This window comes from Mycobacterium nebraskense (assembly GCF_002102255.1).
Lineage (GTDB): Bacteria > Actinomycetota > Actinomycetes > Mycobacteriales > Mycobacteriaceae > Mycobacterium > Mycobacterium nebraskense.
In genome coordinates, this window is the sequence record NZ_LQPH01000111.1 from 18,890 (window position 1) to 36,921 (window position 18,032).

Annotated in this window: 20 protein-coding genes; 11 read left to right on the plus strand and 9 right to left on the minus strand. The window is 64.4% G+C overall.

Going from position 1 to position 18,032, the window contains the following annotated elements:
• Positions 1-74: 74 nt before the first annotated feature.
• The 7 genes from AWC17_RS13030 to AWC17_RS13060 all read right to left on the minus strand — a co-directional run bounded on the left by AWC17_RS13030 (position 75) and on the right by AWC17_RS13060 (position 5,766).
• Positions 75-833 carry an acyl-CoA dehydrogenase family protein gene (locus tag AWC17_RS13030; protein ID WP_167385582.1) on the minus strand — a complete coding sequence of 253 codons (759 nt, stop codon included), beginning with the start codon at positions 831-833 and terminating at the stop codon, positions 75-77.
• Positions 834-896: 63 nt separating this feature from the next.
• Complete coding sequence (locus AWC17_RS13035) at positions 897-1,994, minus strand: acyl-CoA dehydrogenase family protein (protein ID WP_046186403.1); 1,098 nt, start codon at positions 1,992-1,994, stop codon at positions 897-899.
• Positions 1,991-2,425: a nuclear transport factor 2 family protein gene (locus AWC17_RS13040; protein WP_046186402.1), complete on the minus strand. Its 435-nt coding sequence runs from the start codon at positions 2,423-2,425 to the stop codon at positions 1,991-1,993. The genes AWC17_RS13035 and AWC17_RS13040 overlap by 4 nt, the downstream gene beginning before the upstream one ends.
• The gene (locus AWC17_RS13045; RefSeq protein ID WP_046186401.1) at positions 2,397-3,629 is read right to left on the minus strand and encodes a metal-dependent hydrolase family protein; all 1,233 of its coding nucleotides are present in this window, start codon (positions 3,627-3,629) and stop codon (positions 2,397-2,399) included. The genes AWC17_RS13040 and AWC17_RS13045 overlap by 29 nt, the downstream gene beginning before the upstream one ends.
• Positions 3,630-3,632: 3 nt before the next feature.
• Positions 3,633-3,956, minus strand: a complete 324-nt coding sequence (locus tag AWC17_RS13050; protein WP_046186400.1) for a hypothetical protein — start codon at positions 3,954-3,956, stop codon at positions 3,633-3,635.
• Complete coding sequence (locus tag AWC17_RS13055) at positions 3,940-5,217, minus strand: aromatic ring-hydroxylating oxygenase subunit alpha (RefSeq protein ID WP_046186399.1); 1,278 nt, start codon at positions 5,215-5,217, stop codon at positions 3,940-3,942. Before AWC17_RS13055 ends, AWC17_RS13050 begins: the two co-directional genes overlap by 17 nt.
• Before the next feature lie 15 nt (positions 5,218-5,232).
• The gene (locus tag AWC17_RS13060) at positions 5,233-5,766 is read right to left on the minus strand and encodes a carboxymuconolactone decarboxylase family protein (RefSeq protein ID WP_046186398.1); all 534 of its coding nucleotides are present in this window, start codon (positions 5,764-5,766) and stop codon (positions 5,233-5,235) included.
• A 433-nt stretch (positions 5,767-6,199) separates the two neighbouring features.
• On the opposite strand from AWC17_RS13060, the gene AWC17_RS13065 reads away from it, so the two are divergent.
• The 9 genes from AWC17_RS13065 (at position 6,200) to AWC17_RS13105 (ending at position 13,932) form a co-directional block, all read left to right on the plus strand.
• A complete protein-coding gene (locus AWC17_RS13065; protein WP_046181681.1) occupies positions 6,200-7,498 on the plus strand; it encodes an amidohydrolase family protein in 1,299 nt (432 codons plus the stop codon).
• A gap of 141 nt (positions 7,499-7,639) precedes the next feature.
• On the plus strand, positions 7,640-8,806 hold the full coding sequence (locus AWC17_RS13070; protein ID WP_046181682.1) for an acyl-CoA dehydrogenase family protein: 1,167 nt from the start codon (positions 7,640-7,642) through the stop codon (positions 8,804-8,806).
• 34 nt (positions 8,807-8,840) lie between these two features.
• Complete coding sequence (locus AWC17_RS13075; protein ID WP_046181683.1) at positions 8,841-9,650, plus strand: enoyl-CoA hydratase/isomerase family protein; 810 nt, start codon at positions 8,841-8,843, stop codon at positions 9,648-9,650.
• A gap of 4 nt (positions 9,651-9,654) precedes the next feature.
• On the plus strand, positions 9,655-10,803 hold the full coding sequence (locus tag AWC17_RS13080; protein WP_046181684.1) for a thiolase family protein: 1,149 nt from the start codon (positions 9,655-9,657) through the stop codon (positions 10,801-10,803).
• Positions 10,804-10,924: 121 nt separating this feature from the next.
• Complete coding sequence (locus tag AWC17_RS13085) at positions 10,925-11,518, plus strand: TetR/AcrR family transcriptional regulator (protein WP_046181685.1); 594 nt, start codon at positions 10,925-10,927, stop codon at positions 11,516-11,518.
• A gap of 17 nt (positions 11,519-11,535) precedes the next feature.
• A complete protein-coding gene (locus AWC17_RS13090) occupies positions 11,536-12,042 on the plus strand; it encodes a hypothetical protein (protein ID WP_046181686.1) in 507 nt (168 codons plus the stop codon).
• Positions 12,043-12,169: 127 nt separating this feature from the next.
• Complete coding sequence (locus tag AWC17_RS13095) at positions 12,170-13,444, plus strand: cytochrome P450 (protein WP_047321810.1); 1,275 nt, start codon at positions 12,170-12,172, stop codon at positions 13,442-13,444.
• Positions 13,441-13,629, plus strand: coding sequence for a ferredoxin (locus tag AWC17_RS13100; protein ID WP_046181688.1), 189 nt, complete (start codon positions 13,441-13,443; stop codon positions 13,627-13,629). Before AWC17_RS13095 ends, AWC17_RS13100 begins: the two co-directional genes overlap by 4 nt.
• Before the next feature lie 69 nt (positions 13,630-13,698).
• The gene (locus AWC17_RS13105; protein ID WP_231588294.1) at positions 13,699-13,932 is read left to right on the plus strand and encodes a DUF1330 domain-containing protein; all 234 of its coding nucleotides are present in this window, start codon (positions 13,699-13,701) and stop codon (positions 13,930-13,932) included.
• Positions 13,933-13,938: 6 nt separating this feature from the next.
• Here AWC17_RS13105 and AWC17_RS13110 read toward each other — a convergent pair whose 3' ends face one another.
• Both AWC17_RS13110 and AWC17_RS13115 read right to left on the minus strand, forming a co-directional pair.
• Positions 13,939-14,136 (minus strand): ferredoxin, encoded by a 198-nt coding sequence (locus tag AWC17_RS13110; RefSeq protein WP_046181777.1) that lies wholly within the window; start codon positions 14,134-14,136, stop codon positions 13,939-13,941.
• Positions 14,137-14,147: 11 nt separating this feature from the next.
• Positions 14,148-15,353 (minus strand): cytochrome P450, encoded by a 1,206-nt coding sequence (locus tag AWC17_RS13115; RefSeq protein WP_046181778.1) that lies wholly within the window; start codon positions 15,351-15,353, stop codon positions 14,148-14,150.
• A gap of 519 nt (positions 15,354-15,872) precedes the next feature.
• Between AWC17_RS13115 and AWC17_RS13120 the strand changes: the two genes are divergently transcribed.
• Together AWC17_RS13120 and AWC17_RS13125 are read left to right on the plus strand one after the other, a co-directional pair.
• Positions 15,873-16,634 carry an SDR family NAD(P)-dependent oxidoreductase gene (locus tag AWC17_RS13120; RefSeq protein WP_046181690.1) on the plus strand — a complete coding sequence of 254 codons (762 nt, stop codon included), beginning with the start codon at positions 15,873-15,875 and terminating at the stop codon, positions 16,632-16,634.
• A gap of 440 nt (positions 16,635-17,074) precedes the next feature.
• A complete protein-coding gene (locus AWC17_RS13125) occupies positions 17,075-17,899 on the plus strand; it encodes an acyl-CoA thioesterase (protein WP_046181691.1) in 825 nt (274 codons plus the stop codon).
• The last annotated feature ends 133 nt before the right edge of the window (positions 17,900-18,032 follow it).

The window sequence follows — 18,032 nt, forward strand, 5'->3', positions numbered from 1 at the left end:
TTGTCGCTGGGAGGCGGGCAAAGCCGGCCGCCGGGTTCCCTGGTGACGCGTGTGACGGACGGGGCGTGGGCCGGCTACAGCTGTGCAAGCCGCGGCGCAAACCGCTTGTCCACCAGAGTTTTTCCAGCTTCCCGAGTCAGTTCGCGTGCGTTGCCCAGCAGCCCGTCCAGGATCAGCGACCGTTTGACGTGGTGGTGCAGCGGGTGCTCGGCGGTGAAGCCGATCCCGCCGAGCACTTGCTGGCAGTGGCGGGCGGCGGTCAGCGCGCCCTGGCCGGCGGCGGCCTTCGCCAGCAGCGAGGCCAAGCCGTCGTAATCTTCGGACTGCGCGGCGACGTGCAGCGTCGCCTCGGCGCCCTCGATCGCGACAAGAGTCTCGGCCAGCCGGTGCCGGATGGCCTGGAACGAGCTGATGTGCCGGCCGAATTGAACGCGGTCGAGCGCATGTTGGCGCGCCAGCGAGAGCATGGCCCGGCCGGCGCCGACCAACCACCAGCCCAGTGCCCGCCGCCCCGCATTCAGCGCGGCCGGTGGCAATGAATCCCCTTGCGGCGCGCGGCGTATCGGCAGCGACTCGTCGATAGCCGATTCGACGCCCTCGCCGCGCTCCCATAGGACCCAGGAGCCGCCCGCGAATGGTAGCGGTACGGTGTCTCCCGGCGCCGCCCCGGTCTCGCGCAACACCACGTCGTTGAGCACCGGGGCGTGCGCACCCGTCTCGCCGAGCAGCCGGAACACCAAAGGGACGGCGACGTCCGGCATTTCGTCCAGCATGTCGCGCCACCCCAGGTCGGTCAGCGCGGCGTCGAGCTTGACCCCTGATGCGGCCGTCATGGCCGTCCGCAGCGAGCCTTCGAGCAGGCGCAGCGACTCGGGATCCGTCGCGGTGTCCACGGTTCACTCCTTCCCGAGGTCGAGCAGCCGGCGGGCGATGATATTGCGTTGGATCTCAGCGGTACCGCCATAGATGGTCGCCGCGCGCGAGTACAGGTATTCCGGGCGCCACGGCGTGTCGTCAAGCTCGAGCGTTCCGGGCAGCAGGTCGCGGACCGTGTCGTAGAGCCGTTGCTCGGCGGCGGCGAGCAACACCTTGTCGATGGACGTGTCCGGTCCCAGGCGTGCTCCGTCGCGCAGCCGGTGCTGGGTGTCACGGGATCGGCAGCGCAGCGTGTGCAGCGCCAGATATGCTGCGCCAAGCGCGGATTCGTTCGGCTCGCCGACGTCGGACGCCTGCGCGATGAGTTCGTCGAAGCGGGAGTACAGGTAGGCGATTCGCTGCCAGAAGCAGGTGGACCGCTCGTAGGGGAGCAGGTCCATGGCGAGTCGCCAGCCGTCTCCCGGCTGGCCGAGCATCCGGGTGCCCGGGATCACCACGTCGTCGTAGTAGACCTCGCAGAATTCGTCGACGCCATGCATCGTCCGGAGCGGCCGGATGGTGATGCCCGGGGTGTCGAGATCGACAAAGAAGGCGGTGATTCCGTCGTGTCCGGGCGCGGTGCGGGTGAGCAGGACGCAGCGCGTCGAGAACTGCGCGAAGCTGGTCCAGACCTTCTGCCCGTTGACGATCCAGTTATCGCCCTGCTGCGTCGCGCGGGTGGTCAGCGAGGCCAGGTCGCTGCCGGACCCCGGCTCGGAAAAGCCCTGACACCATTGCTCTTCACCGCTCAGCAGCCGCGGCACCATTTCGGCGGCAAGCTCTGGCGGGGCGTAATCGATCATCGTGGGTGCGAGCACCTCGAGCATCGAGTAGGGGCCGGGTTCGGCGAGACGGCGGCCGACCACCTCTTCGCCGACGATCGCGCGCAGCACGGCGGGACCACCCAATCCGCCGACTTCGTGGGGCCAGCCGTAGCGCATCCAATCGGCGTCGTAGAGCGCGCGGCTGACCCGGGCGAACTGCCGCATATGGCCCTGCAGCGAGTGGTCGGGCCCGGGGGTCAGGTCATTGTCGTCGAGCCACGCGCGCAAACCCGCGCGGAACTCCTCGACATTCACGGTGTGGGACGGCCGACGGCGTGCGGGCGCCCGGAGTCGTGCACGCCGCTGCGGCGAATGAAGGTCATGGCACGGGTTTTCAGCCGCCACCCGTCGGGGGTTCGGGAGTAGGTGTCGCGGTAGTAGCCGATCCGCATGTCATGGGTCGCGTGGTCGATGAAGCACAGCGGCTGGGTTCCGCTCGCGGAATCGCCGTCGATATTTTCGATCAGAGCAGTTCCGGTGAGGAACAAGCCCTTTGGAGCCGCGGCCACCAATTCTGGGAACCGGTCGAGGTGGTAAGTCGATCCGAAGGCGCTGTAGGTTCCGTCCGGTGTGAAGACGCCGATGAGTCCGTCGATGTCTTCCTGGGTGATGGTGACCGCGTAGCGGGCGAGCAGCTGCTGGATCTCGACCAGGTCGTCAGTTCGGGTTGGCTGATTTGTCGACATAGACCTTGCCGCCTTTCATGACAAAGCTCACGTTCTGGGTAACGGTGATGTCTTCCAAAGGGTTTCCCGGCACCGCGATGATGTCGGCGAGCTGGCCCGCGGCCAGCCGGCCGCGGTCGGTCGAGTTGATCAGCTCGGCTGCGGTGACCGTCGCCGCCCGCAACACGGCCAGCGGCGGCAGTCCCCAATGGACCAGGGTGACAAGCTCGTCGGCGTTGCGTCCGTGCGGGATCGCGGGCGCGTCGGTGCCGACCGCGATCTTCACGCCGGCTTTATAGGCGGCCAGTATGGAGGTCCGCGCCTTGGGAAACATCTCGGCCGCCTTGGCCTGCAGCTCTGGCGGAGCGTGCGAGACGTCCATCGCATCGCCGTCGGCCAGGCGCCGGGTGCTCACCAGGAAGGTGCCATGCTCGACCAGCGACGCGATCGCTTCGTCGTCGATCAAAAAGCCATGCTCGATGCAGTCGATGCCGGCCTGGACGGCATGCTTGACCGCGTCGGCGCCGTGCGTGTGCGCGGCGACGCGCAGCCCACGCCGGTGCGCCTCGTCAACGATCGCGCACAGCTCCTCATCCGAATAGTGTTGTGCGCCCGGCGGACCGGTCAGTGACATCACCCCGCCCGAACAGCAGACCTTGATCAGCTGGGCGCCGTGCTTGATCTGGTAGCGCACCGCCTTGCGGATCTCGTCGATGCCGTTGGCGATGCCCTCTTCGACCGTCAGCTCCAGCACGTGGGGGGCGAACGCCGCGAACATCGTCGGATCCAGGTGGCCGCCGGTGGGCGTGATGGCATGCCCGGCCGGCACCACGCGCGGACCGTCGATCCACCCCGCGTCAATGGCTTTGCCCAGCGCGACATCCAGCAGGTAGCCGCCGGTCTTGACGAACAGGCCGAGGTTGCGCACGGTGGTGAATCCGGCGCGCAGCGTGCGCCGCGCATTGCCGACCGCGCGCAACACCCGCGTCGGCGGGTCATCCTGAACCTGAGACAGTCCGGGCTTCTCGCCGCGGCCACCCATCAACAGGTTGACCTCCATGTCCATCAGGCCGGGCAGCAGGATCTGATTGCCGAGATCCATGATCTCGCCCTCGGGTTCGCCTCCGACGCCGACGATCCGGTCATCCTCGATCTGCACAACACCGGGGGACACGATCTCGCCGGCGTCGACGTCGAGCAGTCCCGCGGCCTTGAGTGTCAACACCGGTTAGATCACCGGTTCCCGGATGCACTCCACCCAGGCCGCACCGCTGTCGGGCACCCGCGGCTGTTTCCAAGCCTCGATCGGAAAAGACACCATGACGAGCGACTGCATCATGTGCATGAGCGTCTTCGCGTCGTCGGGCAGGTCGTCCAACGGGTACTTGTCGCAGTACTCGATGACATCGTTGAGACGCGGGAAAGCGACGTCGTAGAACTCCTGCATCTCGGGCATCGTCGAGGCCAGCCGCTTCGCGTAGCGCTCGGGCTCGGTGGCCAGGTCCCAATCCAAATACGGCTCCAGAGCCGCGAATTCAGACGGTAACGCCATTGTTCTGGTACTCCTTCACGTAGTCACCGGTCGTCTTGTGCAAGTGGCGGATCAACACTTCCTGATCGCACAGCAGGAAGTCTTTGACGGCCCGGGTGCCGATCATGGTCTGGGTCGCTTCCAGGGTGTTGGCGTCTTGTAGCGCGTACTCCTTGAAAGTTACGGCGGCCAACTCCTGGGCCAGGCGTTCCCGCGCATTGCGCGGCGGGACGAAATACAGTGTGCACTCGAAGATGTGCTTGTCCACGGCGGTCGGCCAGTAGTGGTACGTCAGGAACCAGCCCGGCTCCCAGATCAATAGCATGAAGTTCGGGTAGAAGAGCCACGAGTCGATGCCCCACTGCGGCACCCGCTTCACGTTGACACCCGGTGGCAGCTCCAGCTTCTCGATGATTTCCGGCTTGTCCCACGGACCGAACAAACCGCTGCGCAGAACCTGGTCCATCGGCTTGACCATGGACATGTCCGGGGGCGGCGCCTGACCACCCCAGGTCGACTGCAGGCTGTGCGGGCCGGCCACCTCGTAGTGCAGCGCCTCGTAGCCGAACTTTTGGATCTTGGCGGCTTCTTCCTTGGTGTACTGCCCCTGGTGCAGGATCGGCGCGTGGTAGAACTCGACGAACGCGTCGATGAACAGCTTCCAGTTGCTGCCGACCTCGGCCCGGTAGGAGTAGGTCTCCGTCATCTCGCCGAAGGGGTAGCCCTCGATGCTCTTGGCCAGCGGTCCGAGGTAGTCGACAAGCGGCGCCGCGTTGTTGTCGAAGTTGATGAAGATGAAGCCTTCCCACACCTCGCAACGGACCGGCGCCAGGCCGAAGTTGCCCTTGTCGAGGTTGAAGAACTCTTCTTCCTGTTGGACGAAGGTCAGGTCACCATCGAGGCTGTAGCGCCAGGCGTGGTACTTGCAGGTGAACTGCCGGCAGGTGCCGGAGGTCTCCTCGTTGGGAAAGTCGTTCCACACCAACTTGTTTCCGCGGTGGCGGCAAACGTTGTGGAACGCCTTGACGGTCCCGTCCTTGGTCTTGACGATGATCACCGACGTGCCCTTGCCGGCCGACGGCAGTTCCCTGGTGAAGTAGCTGCCGGTGCGGGGGAGCCGCTCGACCCGGCCGACGTTGAGCCAGGTCTTTCTGAAGATCGCTTCGCGCTCGGCTTCGAAGAACGCCGGATCGATCGAGTCCGTGTAATCGACCGGCGCGGTCCCGAGTTCGGGGTAGTTTTCTGTCCAGCTGCCGGCGGCTGGCTTGGGGAAGTGGGGCAACTTTCTTACCCTTTCTTATTCGACGTTGTTACCGGCTGTGCCGGCGTTCTCGAGCTGTACGCCAAAAGTGTTGAAGGCCATGGCCAGCAGGGCGTAACAGCCGACCGTGAAGACGAAATCCATCCGCTGCTGGTCGTTGAGGCGCTCGCCGAGCGCTGCCCAGGTCTCGTCGGACAGCTGAGACTTGTCGTCGAGCTCGTCGACGGCGGTGATCACCGTTTGGTCGAACGTGTCGGCGGCCTCGCCACGCCGCACCGCGGCGATCTGGTCGTCGGTTATTCCCTGGGCCTTGGCCATGGAGACGTGGTGGGTCCACTCGTAGGCGCAGTCGCGGCGATGCGCGACGCGCAGGATGGCCAGTTCGCGGATGCGCGCCGGCAGCGTGGACGACGTCAAGAGGTGAACGTTGAACCGGAGAAATGCCTTGGCCAGCGCCGGGTGGTGGGCGAGGGTGCTGAGCGCATTATTGGTGTCCGCGTCACGCATTGCCGAGAGTGCCTTCTGGGTAACCTCGTCCCACTGATCAGCCGGCAGCGGCGGCAACCGCATCCGCGCTCTCCTCTCGCCATCCTCCCGACCACCTCTCGGTCAAGGAGAATCGTATTCTCATTTCCAACCAATAGAGTTGCACGAATCGCGCGGCCGGTCAATGCCGACGGCCGGCGGCGGACCCGGGCCGCGCGCCGAGGCCTCGCCCGGCCGTCGAGACGCCCGCATTCCAGCGCAAACGTCGGCAGTGGCGCCGGGCTGCTGCGCGACGCAGGCATTTACCTCAGCGCATCGTCGCTCGGGGACGGGCAATTTGCGGGCCGGTTCCGCCCCTGGTCAGGCGGTGAAGACCGGCCGCAGCGTCCACTGGATGTTGATTCTCGCTTGGCGAGAAGATAGTTTTCATTTTAGTGATCTTGGCACGGGACAGCGATTCGCCGAGGCTGCGTGGGAGCGGAATCGAATAGACGGACCCGACGGAAGGGCAACTGCCATGAACAAAGAAGACATGATCCTGATCAGCGTCGACGACCACACCGTCGAGCCGCCGGACATGTTCAAGAACCACCTGTCGAAGAAGTACCAGGACGACGCGCCGCGGCTGGTGCACAACTCCGATGGTTCGGACATGTGGAAGTTCCGCGACACCGTCATCCCCAACGTGGCACTCAACGCGGTCGCCGGACGGCCCAAGGAGGAGTACGGCCTCGAGCCACAGGGCCTCGACGAGATCCGGCCCGGTTGCTACAACGTCGACGAACGCGTCAAGGACATGAACGCCGGGGGCATCCTGGCCTCGATCTGCTTCCCCTCCTTCCCAGGTTTTGCCGCTCGGCTGTTCGCCACCGAGGATCACGATTTCTCGATAGCGCTCGTGCAGGCCTACAACGACTGGCACATCGACGAGTGGTGCGGCGCCTACCCGGCGCGGTTCATCCCCATGGCGATACCCGTGATTTGGGACGCCGAGGCGTGCGCCGCCGAGGTGCGACGGGTCGCGAAGAAGGGCGTACACGCGCTGACGTTCACCGAAAACCCGGCCGCGATGGGATACCCCAGCTTCCACAACGAGTACTGGAACCCGTTGTGGAAAGCGTTGTGCGACACCAATACTGTCATGAACGTGCACATCGGATCATCGGGCAGGCTGGCCATCACCGCGCCCGATGCGCCGATGGACGTGATGATCACACTGCAGCCGATGAACATCGTGCAGGCCGCTGCCGATCTACTGTGGTCGCGGCCCATCAAGGAATACCCGGACCTGAAGGTCGCCCTGTCCGAGGGTGGAACCGGCTGGATCCCTTACTTCCTGGAGCGAGCCGACCGTACCTACGAGATGCACTCGACATGGACGCACCAGAACTTCGGTGACAAGCTGCCGTCCGATGTGTTCCGCGATCACTTCCTGACCTGCTTCATCAGTGACAAGGTCGGTGTGGCGCTGCGCAACATGATCGGTGTCGACAACATCTGCTGGGAAGCCGACTACCCGCACAGCGACTCGATGTGGCCGGGTGCGCCCGAGGAACTGTGGGACGTCCTGTCGCTGAACAACGTTCCCGACGACGAGATCAAGAAGATGACATACGAGAATGCGATGCGTTGGTACTCGTTCGACCCGTTCACCCACATCACACCGGAGCAGGCGACAGTCGGTGCGCTGCGCAAGGCCGCCGAGGGGCACGACGTGTCCATTCGGGCACTCAGTCATCACAAGGACACCAGGTCGGGTTCGTCGTTCGCGGACTTTGCGGCCAACGCGAAAGAGCTCACCGGCAACAAGGACTAAAAACACCACGCCCCACGGTCTTGCGCCCGGGTGAGCTGCGCCGAAATTGCACTCAGGGTCGCCCTTTTCGGCAAATCACGACCACCACGGCAATCTCGCCGCCAGCGATGAAGAGGAGATCCAGTAGTGCCCGGCGCCGGAATGAACTTTGAGCTGACTGACGACCAGGAACTGATCCGCCGGTCGGTCGCCGAGTTGGCGCGGAAGTTCGACGATCAGTACTGGATGGAAAAAGACCAGGCGCACGAATTCCCGACCGAGTTCTATGACGCCATCGCTCAGGGCGGCTGGCTGGGGATGACAATTCCCACCGAGTATGGCGGGCACGGCCTCGGCATCACCGAAGCCACCATCCTGCTCGAAGAGGTCGCAAAATCCGGCGGTGCTATGAACGCCGCCAGCTCAATTCATCTGTCCATCTTCGGCATGCAACCGGTGGTGGTGCACGGCTCCGATGAACTCAAGGCGCGCACGCTGCCCAAGGTGGCGACCGGCGAAGTGCACGTCTGCTTCGGCGTGACCGAACCCGGTGCCGGACTGGACACGTCGCGCATCACCACCTTCGCCAAACGCGACGGCGATCGCTATATCGTCAACGGCCGCAAGGTGTGGATCTCCAAAGCCATGGAGTCCGACAAGATCCTGCTACTCACCCGGACGCAGAGCTATGAGGAAGTCACCAAGAAAACCGATGGGATGACCCTGTTCATCACCGATCTGGACCGCAGCCGCATCGACGTCCGTCCCATCCGCAAGATGGGCCGCAACGCCGTCAGCTCCAACGAATTGTTCATCGACAATCTGGAGGTGCCGGTCGAGGACCGAATCGGCGAGGAGGGCAAGGGCTTTCAGTACATCCTGGACGGTCTTAACCCGGAGCGGATGCTGATCGCCGCCGAGGCGCTCGGCATCGGGCGGGTGGCGCTCGACAAGGCGGTGAAATACGGCAACGAGCGTGAGGTCTTCGGCCGGCCCATCGGCATGAACCAGGGTCTGCAATTCCCGCTTGCCGACTCGCTGGCGCGCCTGGACGCCGCCGAGCTGATGTTGCGCAAGGCCACCTGGTTGTACGACAACGGCAAACCCTGTGGCCGCGAGGCGAATACCGCAAAGTACCTGTGCGCCGACGCGGGCTTCACCGCCGCGGACCGGGCGTTGCAAACCCATGGCGGCATGGGATACGCGGAGGAGTACCACATCACGCGCTACTTCCGCGAGGCCCGACTGATGAAGATCGCGCCGGTCAGCCAGGAGATGATTCTGAATTTCCTGGGATCCAACGTCCTGAAACTGCCGAGGAGCTACTGATGCCCAGCACGCTGTTCGGCAGCGGCATGGTGATGTGACCACCACCGATGGACCCGTGCTGCTGTCGGAAGACCGCAACGGAGTACGCACGCTAGCACTCAACCGTCCGCGCCGTAAGAACGCGATCAATCCCGAACTGTGGATCGCGCTGCGCGACGCGCTGCACGCCGCCGGTCGCGAACGCAGCGTACGCGCGCTCGTGCTCACCGGCTCGGGCGGCAGCTTCTGCTCCGGCGCCGACATCTCGGTCCCCGACGACATCCATCCCAACTACAAGCTTCAGCGGCTGACCGACGTGGCGCTGGCCCTGCACGAGCTTGCGATACCGACGATCGCCAAGGTGACCGGAGTGGCCGTCGGGGCCGGATGGAACCTCGCACTGGGATGCGACTTCGTCGTCGCCACACCGGAATCGAGGTTCTGCCAGATCTTCTCCAAGCGTGGTCTGTCCATCGACCTCGGGGGATCCTGGCTACTGCCCAAACTTGTTGGCCTGCAACAGGCGAAGCGGCTCGCGCTGCTCGCCGAGACGATTGACGCCGAGGAAGCGTACGTCCTGAACCTGGTGACGTGGGTGGTCTCGGGCACGGAGATCGACTCCTTCGTCGACGATCTCGCCGACCGCCTGGCGGCCGGCCCGCCGATTGCCCTCGCCCACACCAAGGCCCTGCTGAACGAGGGCGCCGACAGCACCTTGCGCGATGCGCTGGCCAACGAGGCCCGTGCCCAGGTGGGCAATTTCGCGACGGCAGACGCGGCCGCCGCGTATGCCGCCTTCGCGGAGCGGCGGGAGCCGTCGTTTACTGGCCGGTGGGCGTTATCGAAATCTGAGGAAGCGGAGTAGGGATATGCGGGAAACAGTCATCGTCGAAGCCGTGCGCACCGCGGTGGGAAAGCGCAATGGCGGCCTGTCCGGGATGCACGCCGCCGACCTGTCCGCCGTCGTCCTCAACGAACTGCTGGAACGGACCGGAGTCGGCCCGGAGATCGTCGACGATGTGATCTGGGGATGTGTGTCTCAGGTCGGTGACCAGTCGAGCAACATCGGCCGCTACGCGGTGCTCGCCGCCGGCTGGCCGGAGACCATCCCCGGGACCACCGTCAACCGCGCGTGCGGGTCCAGTCAGCAGGCGCTCGACTTCGCCGTGCAGGGGGTGATGTCCGGCCAGCAAGACGTCGTCGTCGCCGGTGGTGTCGAGGTGATGAGCCGCGTTCCGCTCGGTTCGGCCAGGGCAACCGGGATGCCGTACGGCCCGAAGGTCCTCGCCCGCTATGACGACTTCTCCTTCAACCAGGGCCTGTCGGCGGAGATGATCGCCAAGAAGTGGGGATTCTCCCGAACTCGGCTCGATGAATACTCCGCCCAGTCGCACGAACGGGCGGCCGCGGCCCAGGATGCCGGCGCGTTCGCCGACCAGATCGTGCCGGTGTTCACCGATGATGAAACGGTCGTCGCCGCCGACGAGGGTATCCGGCGGGGGACCACGGTCGAAAAACTCGGCGGACTCAAGCCGGCCTTCACCGAAGACGGTGTGATCCACGCCGGCAATTCCTCGCAAATCTCCGACGGCGCGGCCGCGCTGCTGGTGACGACGGCGGCGATGGCGGTCGAGTTGGGGCTCACCCCGCTGGTGCGCTACCTGGCGGGCGCGGTGACCGGGGCGGACCCGGTGCTCATGCTCACCGGGCCCATCCCGGCGACCGAAAAGGTGTTGAAGAAGGCCGGCGTGCCGCTGTCAGAAGTCGGCGCATTCGAAGTGAACGAGGCCTTCGCACCGGTGCCGCTGGCCTGGCTGGCCGAGACCGGGGCGGACCCGGAGCAGACGAATCCGCTGGGCGGCGCCATCGCGCTGGGTCATCCGCTGGGCGCGTCCGGCGCGGTGTTGATGACGCGGATGGCGTACCACATGCGGGACAACGGAATTCGCTACGGGCTGCAGACGATGTGCGAGGGCGGCGGCACCGCCAACGCAACCCTGGTCGAGCTCGTGCGCTGATGCTGACTTAAACCCCGGGCCGAAAAGCGAGACCCCGCGTGACCCTTGTCACAACGGCCAAACTAACCTACTGTGTGTTCACTAGGTTGGTTCAGCCCCACCAATCGGTCAAAGGAGTCCGGTGCCCGACGCACGGCGATACGACACGTTGCTCGCCAAAGGCGAGGACCGCAAGCAGCGGATCCTCGACGTCGCGCAACGACTGCTCACGCGCAACGGTTGGCGCAGCACCACCCTGGCCCAGATCGCCGGCGAGGCCGGGGTCACCCCCGCGGGACTGCTGCATCACTTCGAATCCAAAGAGCAGCTGCTGCACGCCGTCCTCGACGCGCGCGACCTCGACGACGACCTCCACGCCGATCGGACCGGCGATCTCTTCGCCCAGATCGCGCAGGTCGCCGACCGGTTCAACCGGGCACCCGAACTGGTCGGGACGTTCACAGTGCTGCTGGTGGAAAACATCCTTCCCGACGCACCGCTGCACGACCGGATGCTGGCCCGGCACCGCGCCGCGACCGACATCGTCGCCGATCTCATCCGCCGCGGTCAGGCGGATGGCCGATACCGCACGGACATAGATCCCGCCGTCAAGGCAGTAGAGATTCTGGCCTTCGTCCACGGAATGGAAACGACATGGTTGCTCGATCCATCGATACCGCTAACCGAGGCGTTCAAGCAGTACGCCGAGACACTGGCGCGGGACTTCGCCCCATAGAAGAGTCGCGCGAGGACATGAGATACCGGCTCGACGTGGTCGCCGCCACCGTTGTCGACGTGGTGCGGTTCGCCGGCGGCTGGCTCTTCGACCGGGCGATGGCGGGATGGGACGTCACCGTGCTTGTTGTGGACCACCCCGACGATCGGCCGCTGCAGATCCTCGGCGCCCAGGTGGTCGATCTCGAAGACGCCCTGGCGTCGGTGCCATCACGTCCTCGTCCCCAGGCCCTGGCGGCCGCGGCGGACCTGTTCGGCTGCGACTCGCGGGTGCGGCAAGGCGTGTTGCAGGCCCTCGATCACGGCGTCACCGAGGTCACGCTGTGGGGGGAGAACTGGCCAGCCGAGCTCGACGACAGCGTCGGCCTGGTGCAGCACCGGCTGAGCATGGCCGCCCACACGTTCAAAGCCCAGGCGCTGGCCGCCGCCGCTCTTCCGCACGGCTCGATCGGTCCCGTCGAGACCTTCCGCAGCGGGCTGCTGGCCTGGCCATCGGTTGCCGCCGATCTGGTTCCCGCCAGCTAACGCCACATATCGACACCCGCGTACGCGGCGGCACCCACCCCGCGTTGACGACCACCACGCCTTATGGAAATGTAATACTCATCTGCGAGAGGCGCGTTCTCACCAGCCGAGATTCAAGGAGCAGGAGATGTCGAACGAATTCTCCGAGTTGGACTTCTTCCGCGGCACCGAGCTCATCGAAGACCCGTATCCCTACTACGAGGCGCTGCGCCAGCAGTGCCCCGTGACGCGGGAGGGCCATCACAACGTCACCATGATCACCGGTTGGGACGAGGCGTGCGCGGTGCTCAACGACGCCGAGACGTGGTCCTCGTGCATCTCGGTGACCGGCCCGTTTCCCGGCTTTCCGGTCCCGATCGAGGGTGACGACATCACCGAATTGATTGAGCAACATCGCGACGAATTGCCGTTCAGCGACCAGCTGCCCACGCTCGATCCGCCGACCCACACCAATCACCGCTCGCTGCTGATGCGGCTGATCACCCCGAAGCGCCTCAAGGAGAACGAGGACGCCATGTGGGCGCTCGCCGACCAGGCGCTCGACACCTTCCTGGCCCCCGGCCACGGCGACTTCATCAAGGGCTTCGCCGGCCCGTTCACGCTGCTGGTCATCGCCGACCTGCTTGGCGTGCCCCTGGAAGATCGCGACAAGTTCATCAAGGGCATCCGCCAGCACTCCGGCGGTGGCATCGGGGGCACCGGCAAGGAATCACTGGCGCACAGCCCGCTGGAATTCCTCTACGGTCTTTTCTCCGACTACATCCGGAACCGCCGGCGCGAACCCCGCGACGACGTGCTGACCGGCCTGGCCACCGCCACATACCCGGACGGCTCTATCCCCGAGGTTGAAGACGTGGCCCGGGTGGCCAGCAACGTGTTCTCGGCGGGCCAGGAGACCACCGTGCGGCTGCTGGGTGCGGCCTTGCAGACGCTCGGGGAGCGGCCCGACATCCAGGCGCAGTTGCGCAAGGACCGCAGCCTGATCCCCAACTTCATCGAGGAGTCGTTGCGGCACGAGAGCCCGGTCAAGGGCGACTTCCGATTGAATCGGGTGCCCGTGAATGTCGGTGGCGTCGACCTGCCGGCGGGAACCACCGTGATGGTTGTGCAAGCGGCCGCCAACCGTGATCCCCGCCGGTTCGAAGACCCCACCACCTTCGACCCGGCCCGCAAGAACGCCCGCCAGCACATCTCGTTCGGGCGCGGTATCCACAGCTGCCCGGGCGCCCCGCTGGCGCGCGCCGAAACCCGGGTGGCGATCGAGCGCCTGCTCGACCGGACGTCGGACATCAGGATCAACGAGAGCATGCACGGCCCGGCGAATGACCGTCGCTACCAATACGTTCCGACGTACATCCTGCGCGGCCTGACGGAGCTGCATCTGGAGTTCACGCTGGCATGAAAGTCACAGTCGACGATCAGCGCTGCCGCGGTCATGGCGTCTGCACGACGCTGTGTCCAGAGGTGTTCAGTCTCACCGACGACGGTTACGCGGAGGCGATACCGTCCGATGTTCCAACGGAATTCGAAGCGGCCACTCAAGAGGCGATCGAATGCTGTCCTGAGCAGGCCATCAGCAAAATCTAATCCAGTTAAGGAGATTCAGTGGCGAAAGGGTATGTCATCCTCACCGAGGCCATCAAGGATCCGGAGGGTATGAAAACCTATGCCCAGGCCGCCGGTTCGGCGATGGCCGGAGCCACCATTCTCGCGGTGGACACCGCTCCGAAAGTGATCGAAGGCACCTGGCACGGCGACCAGACCGTCGTGCTGGAATTCGACTCGGTGGACGCGGCCCGCGCATGGTACGAGTCCGAGGGCTACCAAAAGGCGGCGAAACTGCGGCAGGCGGCAGCCGACTGCAACGCCGTCATCCTCGCCGGTTTCTGACCGCCGCTATTCCACGATTGAGATGGCCTGCCGAGGGCACTGACGCACCGCCTCGCGCACGTCCGCCTCGTTCTCCGGGGTGACCTCTTCCTGCAACACGGTCAGCATGTCGTCGTCACCGAGGAGAAAGATCTCGGGGTTGATGCCCATGCAGACGCCGTTGCTCTCGCAGAGTCCCCAATCGACTTCGATTTTCTTGGTCACCATGACCCCCCTTACCGAAGCACCTTGACGGGCACGTTCTTCCAGCCCGCGACGTTTTGCATGGTCACCCGTTTGCACCCCGCCCAGTCCACTTCGTAGCGCGGCATGAAGTCGACGAGCTTCTCCAACGCGATCCTGCTCTCCAAGCGGGCTAGGGCGGCGCCAAGGCAGCTGTGAATTCCGTACCCGAGACCGAGGTGCTGCGCCTCGGTCTGGTCCCGCTCGATGTCGAATGTGTCGGCGTCGGTGAAGGCCTCCGGATCGCGGTTGGCCGCGGCGCCGCACAGGAACACGGGTTTGCCTGGGGGGATCACGCCACCGCTGACGTGTGCCTCTTTGAGGGTGTAGCGGACGTTGTACTGCACCGGTCCCTCGTAGCGCAGCAGCTCTTCCACCGCCCCGGGGATCTTGCTGCGGTCTTCCTGCAGCTTCTGCCACTGGTCGGGGTGACGGGCGAAGATTACCGCCGCGTTGCCGAGGAGCTTGGTGACGGTCTCGGCCCCCGCCCCGCCCAAAAGGGTCGCGAAGCCGGTGATTTCGATATCGTCGAGCTTGCGGGGCTGACCATCCTCGCCGGGGATCTCGGCTGCGATCAGCCTGCTGATCATGTCGTCCTGCGGGTCGCCGCGCCGCTCCTGTATGAGGCCGAAGTAGTACATCGCCGTTTCGATGTTGGCCTGCATGCCGGCTTCACTGACCTCGATCTGGCCCGGTTCGTGATGCAGGCTGGTGTCGATCCAGTGGCGGACCTGCTGGCGGTATTCCTCCGGCACTCCGGCCATCCGGGTAATGACTTCCACCGGGAACGGCCCGGAGAAGTCCTGGACGACGTCGAAGTTTTCCGGATCGCAAGCGCCCAGATACTTGTCGATCACCTCGTGGATCGTCTCCACCTGCGATTGAATCGCCCGCGGGGTGAACGCCTTGTTGAGCAGGCTGCGCATGTGGCGGTGCTCGGGCGGATCCATGAAGATGATCGACTTTTGCTCGGGAGATATACCTCTGCGCACCATCGCCAGGTCGCAGCCGCGTGCCGAGGAATACGTCTCGAAGTCTTTGAATGCCGCCGCCACGTCTTCGTGGCGGGTCAGCGCGTAGAAGTCCTCTTTCTCGTCGTAATACAGCGGCGCGTCCTCGCGCATCCGTCGATAGATGTCGAACGGATTGTTGTAGTAGTCCTCGGAGTACGGATCGAAGACGACCTTCGGTTTTGTCACTGAATCCTCCTCAGCGGCGAGGGCGGGCTGCAACCGTTACAGCCGAGTCGTTGACTGTAACGCTAACGGTAGCGGTTTCATGACGGAGCGGAAAGACCGCACTCCGCTACGTCCGGCAAGTTTTCGAAAATCGCGTGAAGATGCCGGCGTTTGCGGGGCCGGTCGGGCCCCGGGGCGGGTCTTAGGGCTCCGCCCGCATGGACGACCAGCTCCGAACCGCCACGGGCCCGCGGGCAATGACAAATAGCCGGCCTTGGTACCGCCGTAGCGTTGCCATTCAATCCGGGCGAGAATGCCTCGGAATCGACACATGATCGTTGTCAGGAAATTCTGCAGGCATGACGTCAAAGCGACATGGTGCACACCTCCGGTTGTGCCGCAATGCGCACCCACCGATAAAGCCGACTGAGACAGCTATTTATAGTTCTATTACCGCTCGCAGCATGCTAGCCGCGGGGGCCGAGAAACCGTCTGCGCGTCGGTAACAACCAAAGTTTCGGTACGAGAAGGGAAAACAACATGGACATCAGCGGTGCATCTGCGATCGTCGTCGGGGGTGCCGGAGGCCTCGGGGAGGCTACCGTGCGCAGGTTGCACGGCGCGGGGGCGAAGGTTGTCATTGCCGATCTGGCCGACGAGAAGGGCAAGGCGCTCGAATCGGAGTTGGGAGTGCGGTATGTGCGTACGGATGCCACCGACGAAGAATCCGTTTCGGCGGCGATCGCCGAAGCCGATTCGCTCGGACCCTTGCGCGTGTCCGTCGACACCCATGGCGGCCCAGCCAGCGGCGGCCGGCTGATCGGTAAAGACGGAAAGCCTCTTGACCTCGCCGGATTCAGGACGACGATCGAGTTCTATCTCACCGCCGTCTTCAACGTGATGCGACTGTCCGCCGCGGCCATCGCCCGGCACGAACCGGTCGACGAAACCCGCGGCGTCATCATCAATACGGCGTCCATTGCGGCTTACGAGGGCCAGATCGGGCAGCTGCCGTACGCCGCCGCCAAAGGTGGGGTGGTGAGCATGACCCTGGTCGCCGCCCGCGATCTGGCTCCGCTGGGAATCAGGGTCGTCACTATTGCTCCTGGCACGTTTCTCACTCCGGCGTACGGCAAGGCCGGCGACGAGCTGGAGAAGTACTGGGGCCCACAGGTCCCGCATCCGAAGCGGATGGGCCGTGCGGCCGAATACGCCACGTTGGCTGCTTCAATCATCGAGAACGACTACCTCAACGGGGAGGTGATTCGGCTCGACGGGGCATTGCGGTTTCCACCCAAGTAGTTGCTGGGATCTTATTTGGAGAACGCCACGAATTCGATCGGGAATCCCTCGCCTTCGGCTGAAAAGGTGATGCGTTCATCGGTGCGTCTTCACTGTTTAGTATTTAATTACTCGATGCCTTAAGAGAACACTTTTGCGGTTGAAAAGATGTCTTTGTAAGGATCGCTTTCGGCGTCGCTGGATTGCACTCTCCCACGCCTGCCGGATTGATGTTCACGCAGCTCACCGGCCACCTTTTGCGGTCGCTATGCAGCTCTTACCGGTGTTCGCCGGCCTGCGAGAGCTCTTGGCCATCCAGTTGGCCGGCGCCTTGACCAAGTCGGCCGATTTCCCCCTGTCCGCCTTGGGACGGGCATGGGAATTTTGGCGTGGGAGATTTCCGATGGAAGTGGTAAATCATTCCGCTTCTATTTCGCGAGAGTAAGTCTTACACTACGCCGGTGACTGATCTATGGGACGATCTTCTTTCTTGCCTACATCTATCGCCGGTCGACGATGTCGACCAATCCGCGAACGGCGACATACGGGTGTTTGAGGGCGGTAACCAGCAGTTGGAATATCACCGGATATTCGGTGGCCAGATTCTCGCTCAGTTCTTGCGTGCGGCCAGGCTGACGTGCCCCGACAAGGCCGTCAAGTCGCTGCACACTGTGTTCGCCCGGGAAGGGCAAGCCGACGCACGGGTGCGTTACGAGGTGACGCTCCATCACGCCGGGAGATCGTTTGCCACCTTGACGATCATCGCTCGCCAGGATCTTAAAGTCGTGGCCACGGCGGCGATCTGCATGCATGTTCCGGAGGACGGCCCGGACCGCCAGACCATCGACGAGGTCCCTGCCCTGCTCGGTGCGGACCACCGGATCGACCTCGGTCTCATTCCCTGGGAGACACGGTCAGCCGACGATCTGGACGCCACGACTGCCGGGCCGCCCCAGTTCGAGTTGTGGATGCGCACCCCTTCTGTCGACCCCGTTCTGGCGCCGGCACTGGCCGCCTACGCCACCGACCTCACTCTCATAGGTACCGCTCTGCGGCCTCTGGAGGGCTTCAGTCAGAGAGGCAATGGCACGGCATTCACCTCTGCCGTCACCTCCCACACCTTGTGGTTCCACCGGCCTTTCCGGACCGACCAATGGCTACTGCTGCGCCAGCGCAGTCCGCTGATGGCGCACGGCAGATCGTTTGGTTTGGGTGACTTGATCACCGAGGACGGAGCACTGGTCGCTTCCTATGCGCAAGAGGCGCTGCTGCGGTTGCCGCACTGACTTGCGTTGGCGCTCTGCAGAGTTCGATCGTGGTTTGGTAGCACGACAGCTCCATACCTGACTTAGGACAATTTAGTGTGCACGGCCTGGGGTGATCGCTGCGATGGCGTCGCGGAGGTCGTCGGGTAGTGGA

Coding starts and splice junctions, on each gene's coding strand:
- AWC17_RS13030 (WP_167385582.1), bottom strand. CDS start 833: ATGACGGCCGCATCAGGGGTCAAGCTCGACGCCGCGCTGACCGACCTG.
- AWC17_RS13040 (WP_046186402.1), bottom strand. CDS start 2,425: ATGTCGACAAATCAGCCAACCCGAACTGACGACCTGGTCGAGATCCAG.
- AWC17_RS13050 (WP_046186400.1), bottom strand. CDS start 3,956: ATGGCGTTACCGTCTGAATTCGCGGCTCTGGAGCCGTATTTGGATTGG.
- AWC17_RS13060 (WP_046186398.1), bottom strand. CDS start 5,766: ATGCGGTTGCCGCCGCTGCCGGCTGATCAGTGGGACGAGGTTACCCAG.
- AWC17_RS13065 (WP_046181681.1), top strand. CDS start 6,200: ATGAACAAAGAAGACATGATCCTGATCAGCGTCGACGACCACACCGTC.
- AWC17_RS13070 (WP_046181682.1), top strand. CDS start 7,640: ATGAACTTTGAGCTGACTGACGACCAGGAACTGATCCGCCGGTCGGTC.
- AWC17_RS13080 (WP_046181684.1), top strand. CDS start 9,655: ATGCGGGAAACAGTCATCGTCGAAGCCGTGCGCACCGCGGTGGGAAAG.
- AWC17_RS13090 (WP_046181686.1), top strand. CDS start 11,536: ATGAGATACCGGCTCGACGTGGTCGCCGCCACCGTTGTCGACGTGGTG.
- AWC17_RS13095 (WP_047321810.1), top strand. CDS start 12,170: ATGTCGAACGAATTCTCCGAGTTGGACTTCTTCCGCGGCACCGAGCTC.
- AWC17_RS13100 (WP_046181688.1), top strand. CDS start 13,441: ATGAAAGTCACAGTCGACGATCAGCGCTGCCGCGGTCATGGCGTCTGC.
- AWC17_RS13105 (WP_231588294.1), top strand. CDS start 13,699: ATGAAAACCTATGCCCAGGCCGCCGGTTCGGCGATGGCCGGAGCCACC.
- AWC17_RS13120 (WP_046181690.1), top strand. CDS start 15,873: ATGGACATCAGCGGTGCATCTGCGATCGTCGTCGGGGGTGCCGGAGGC.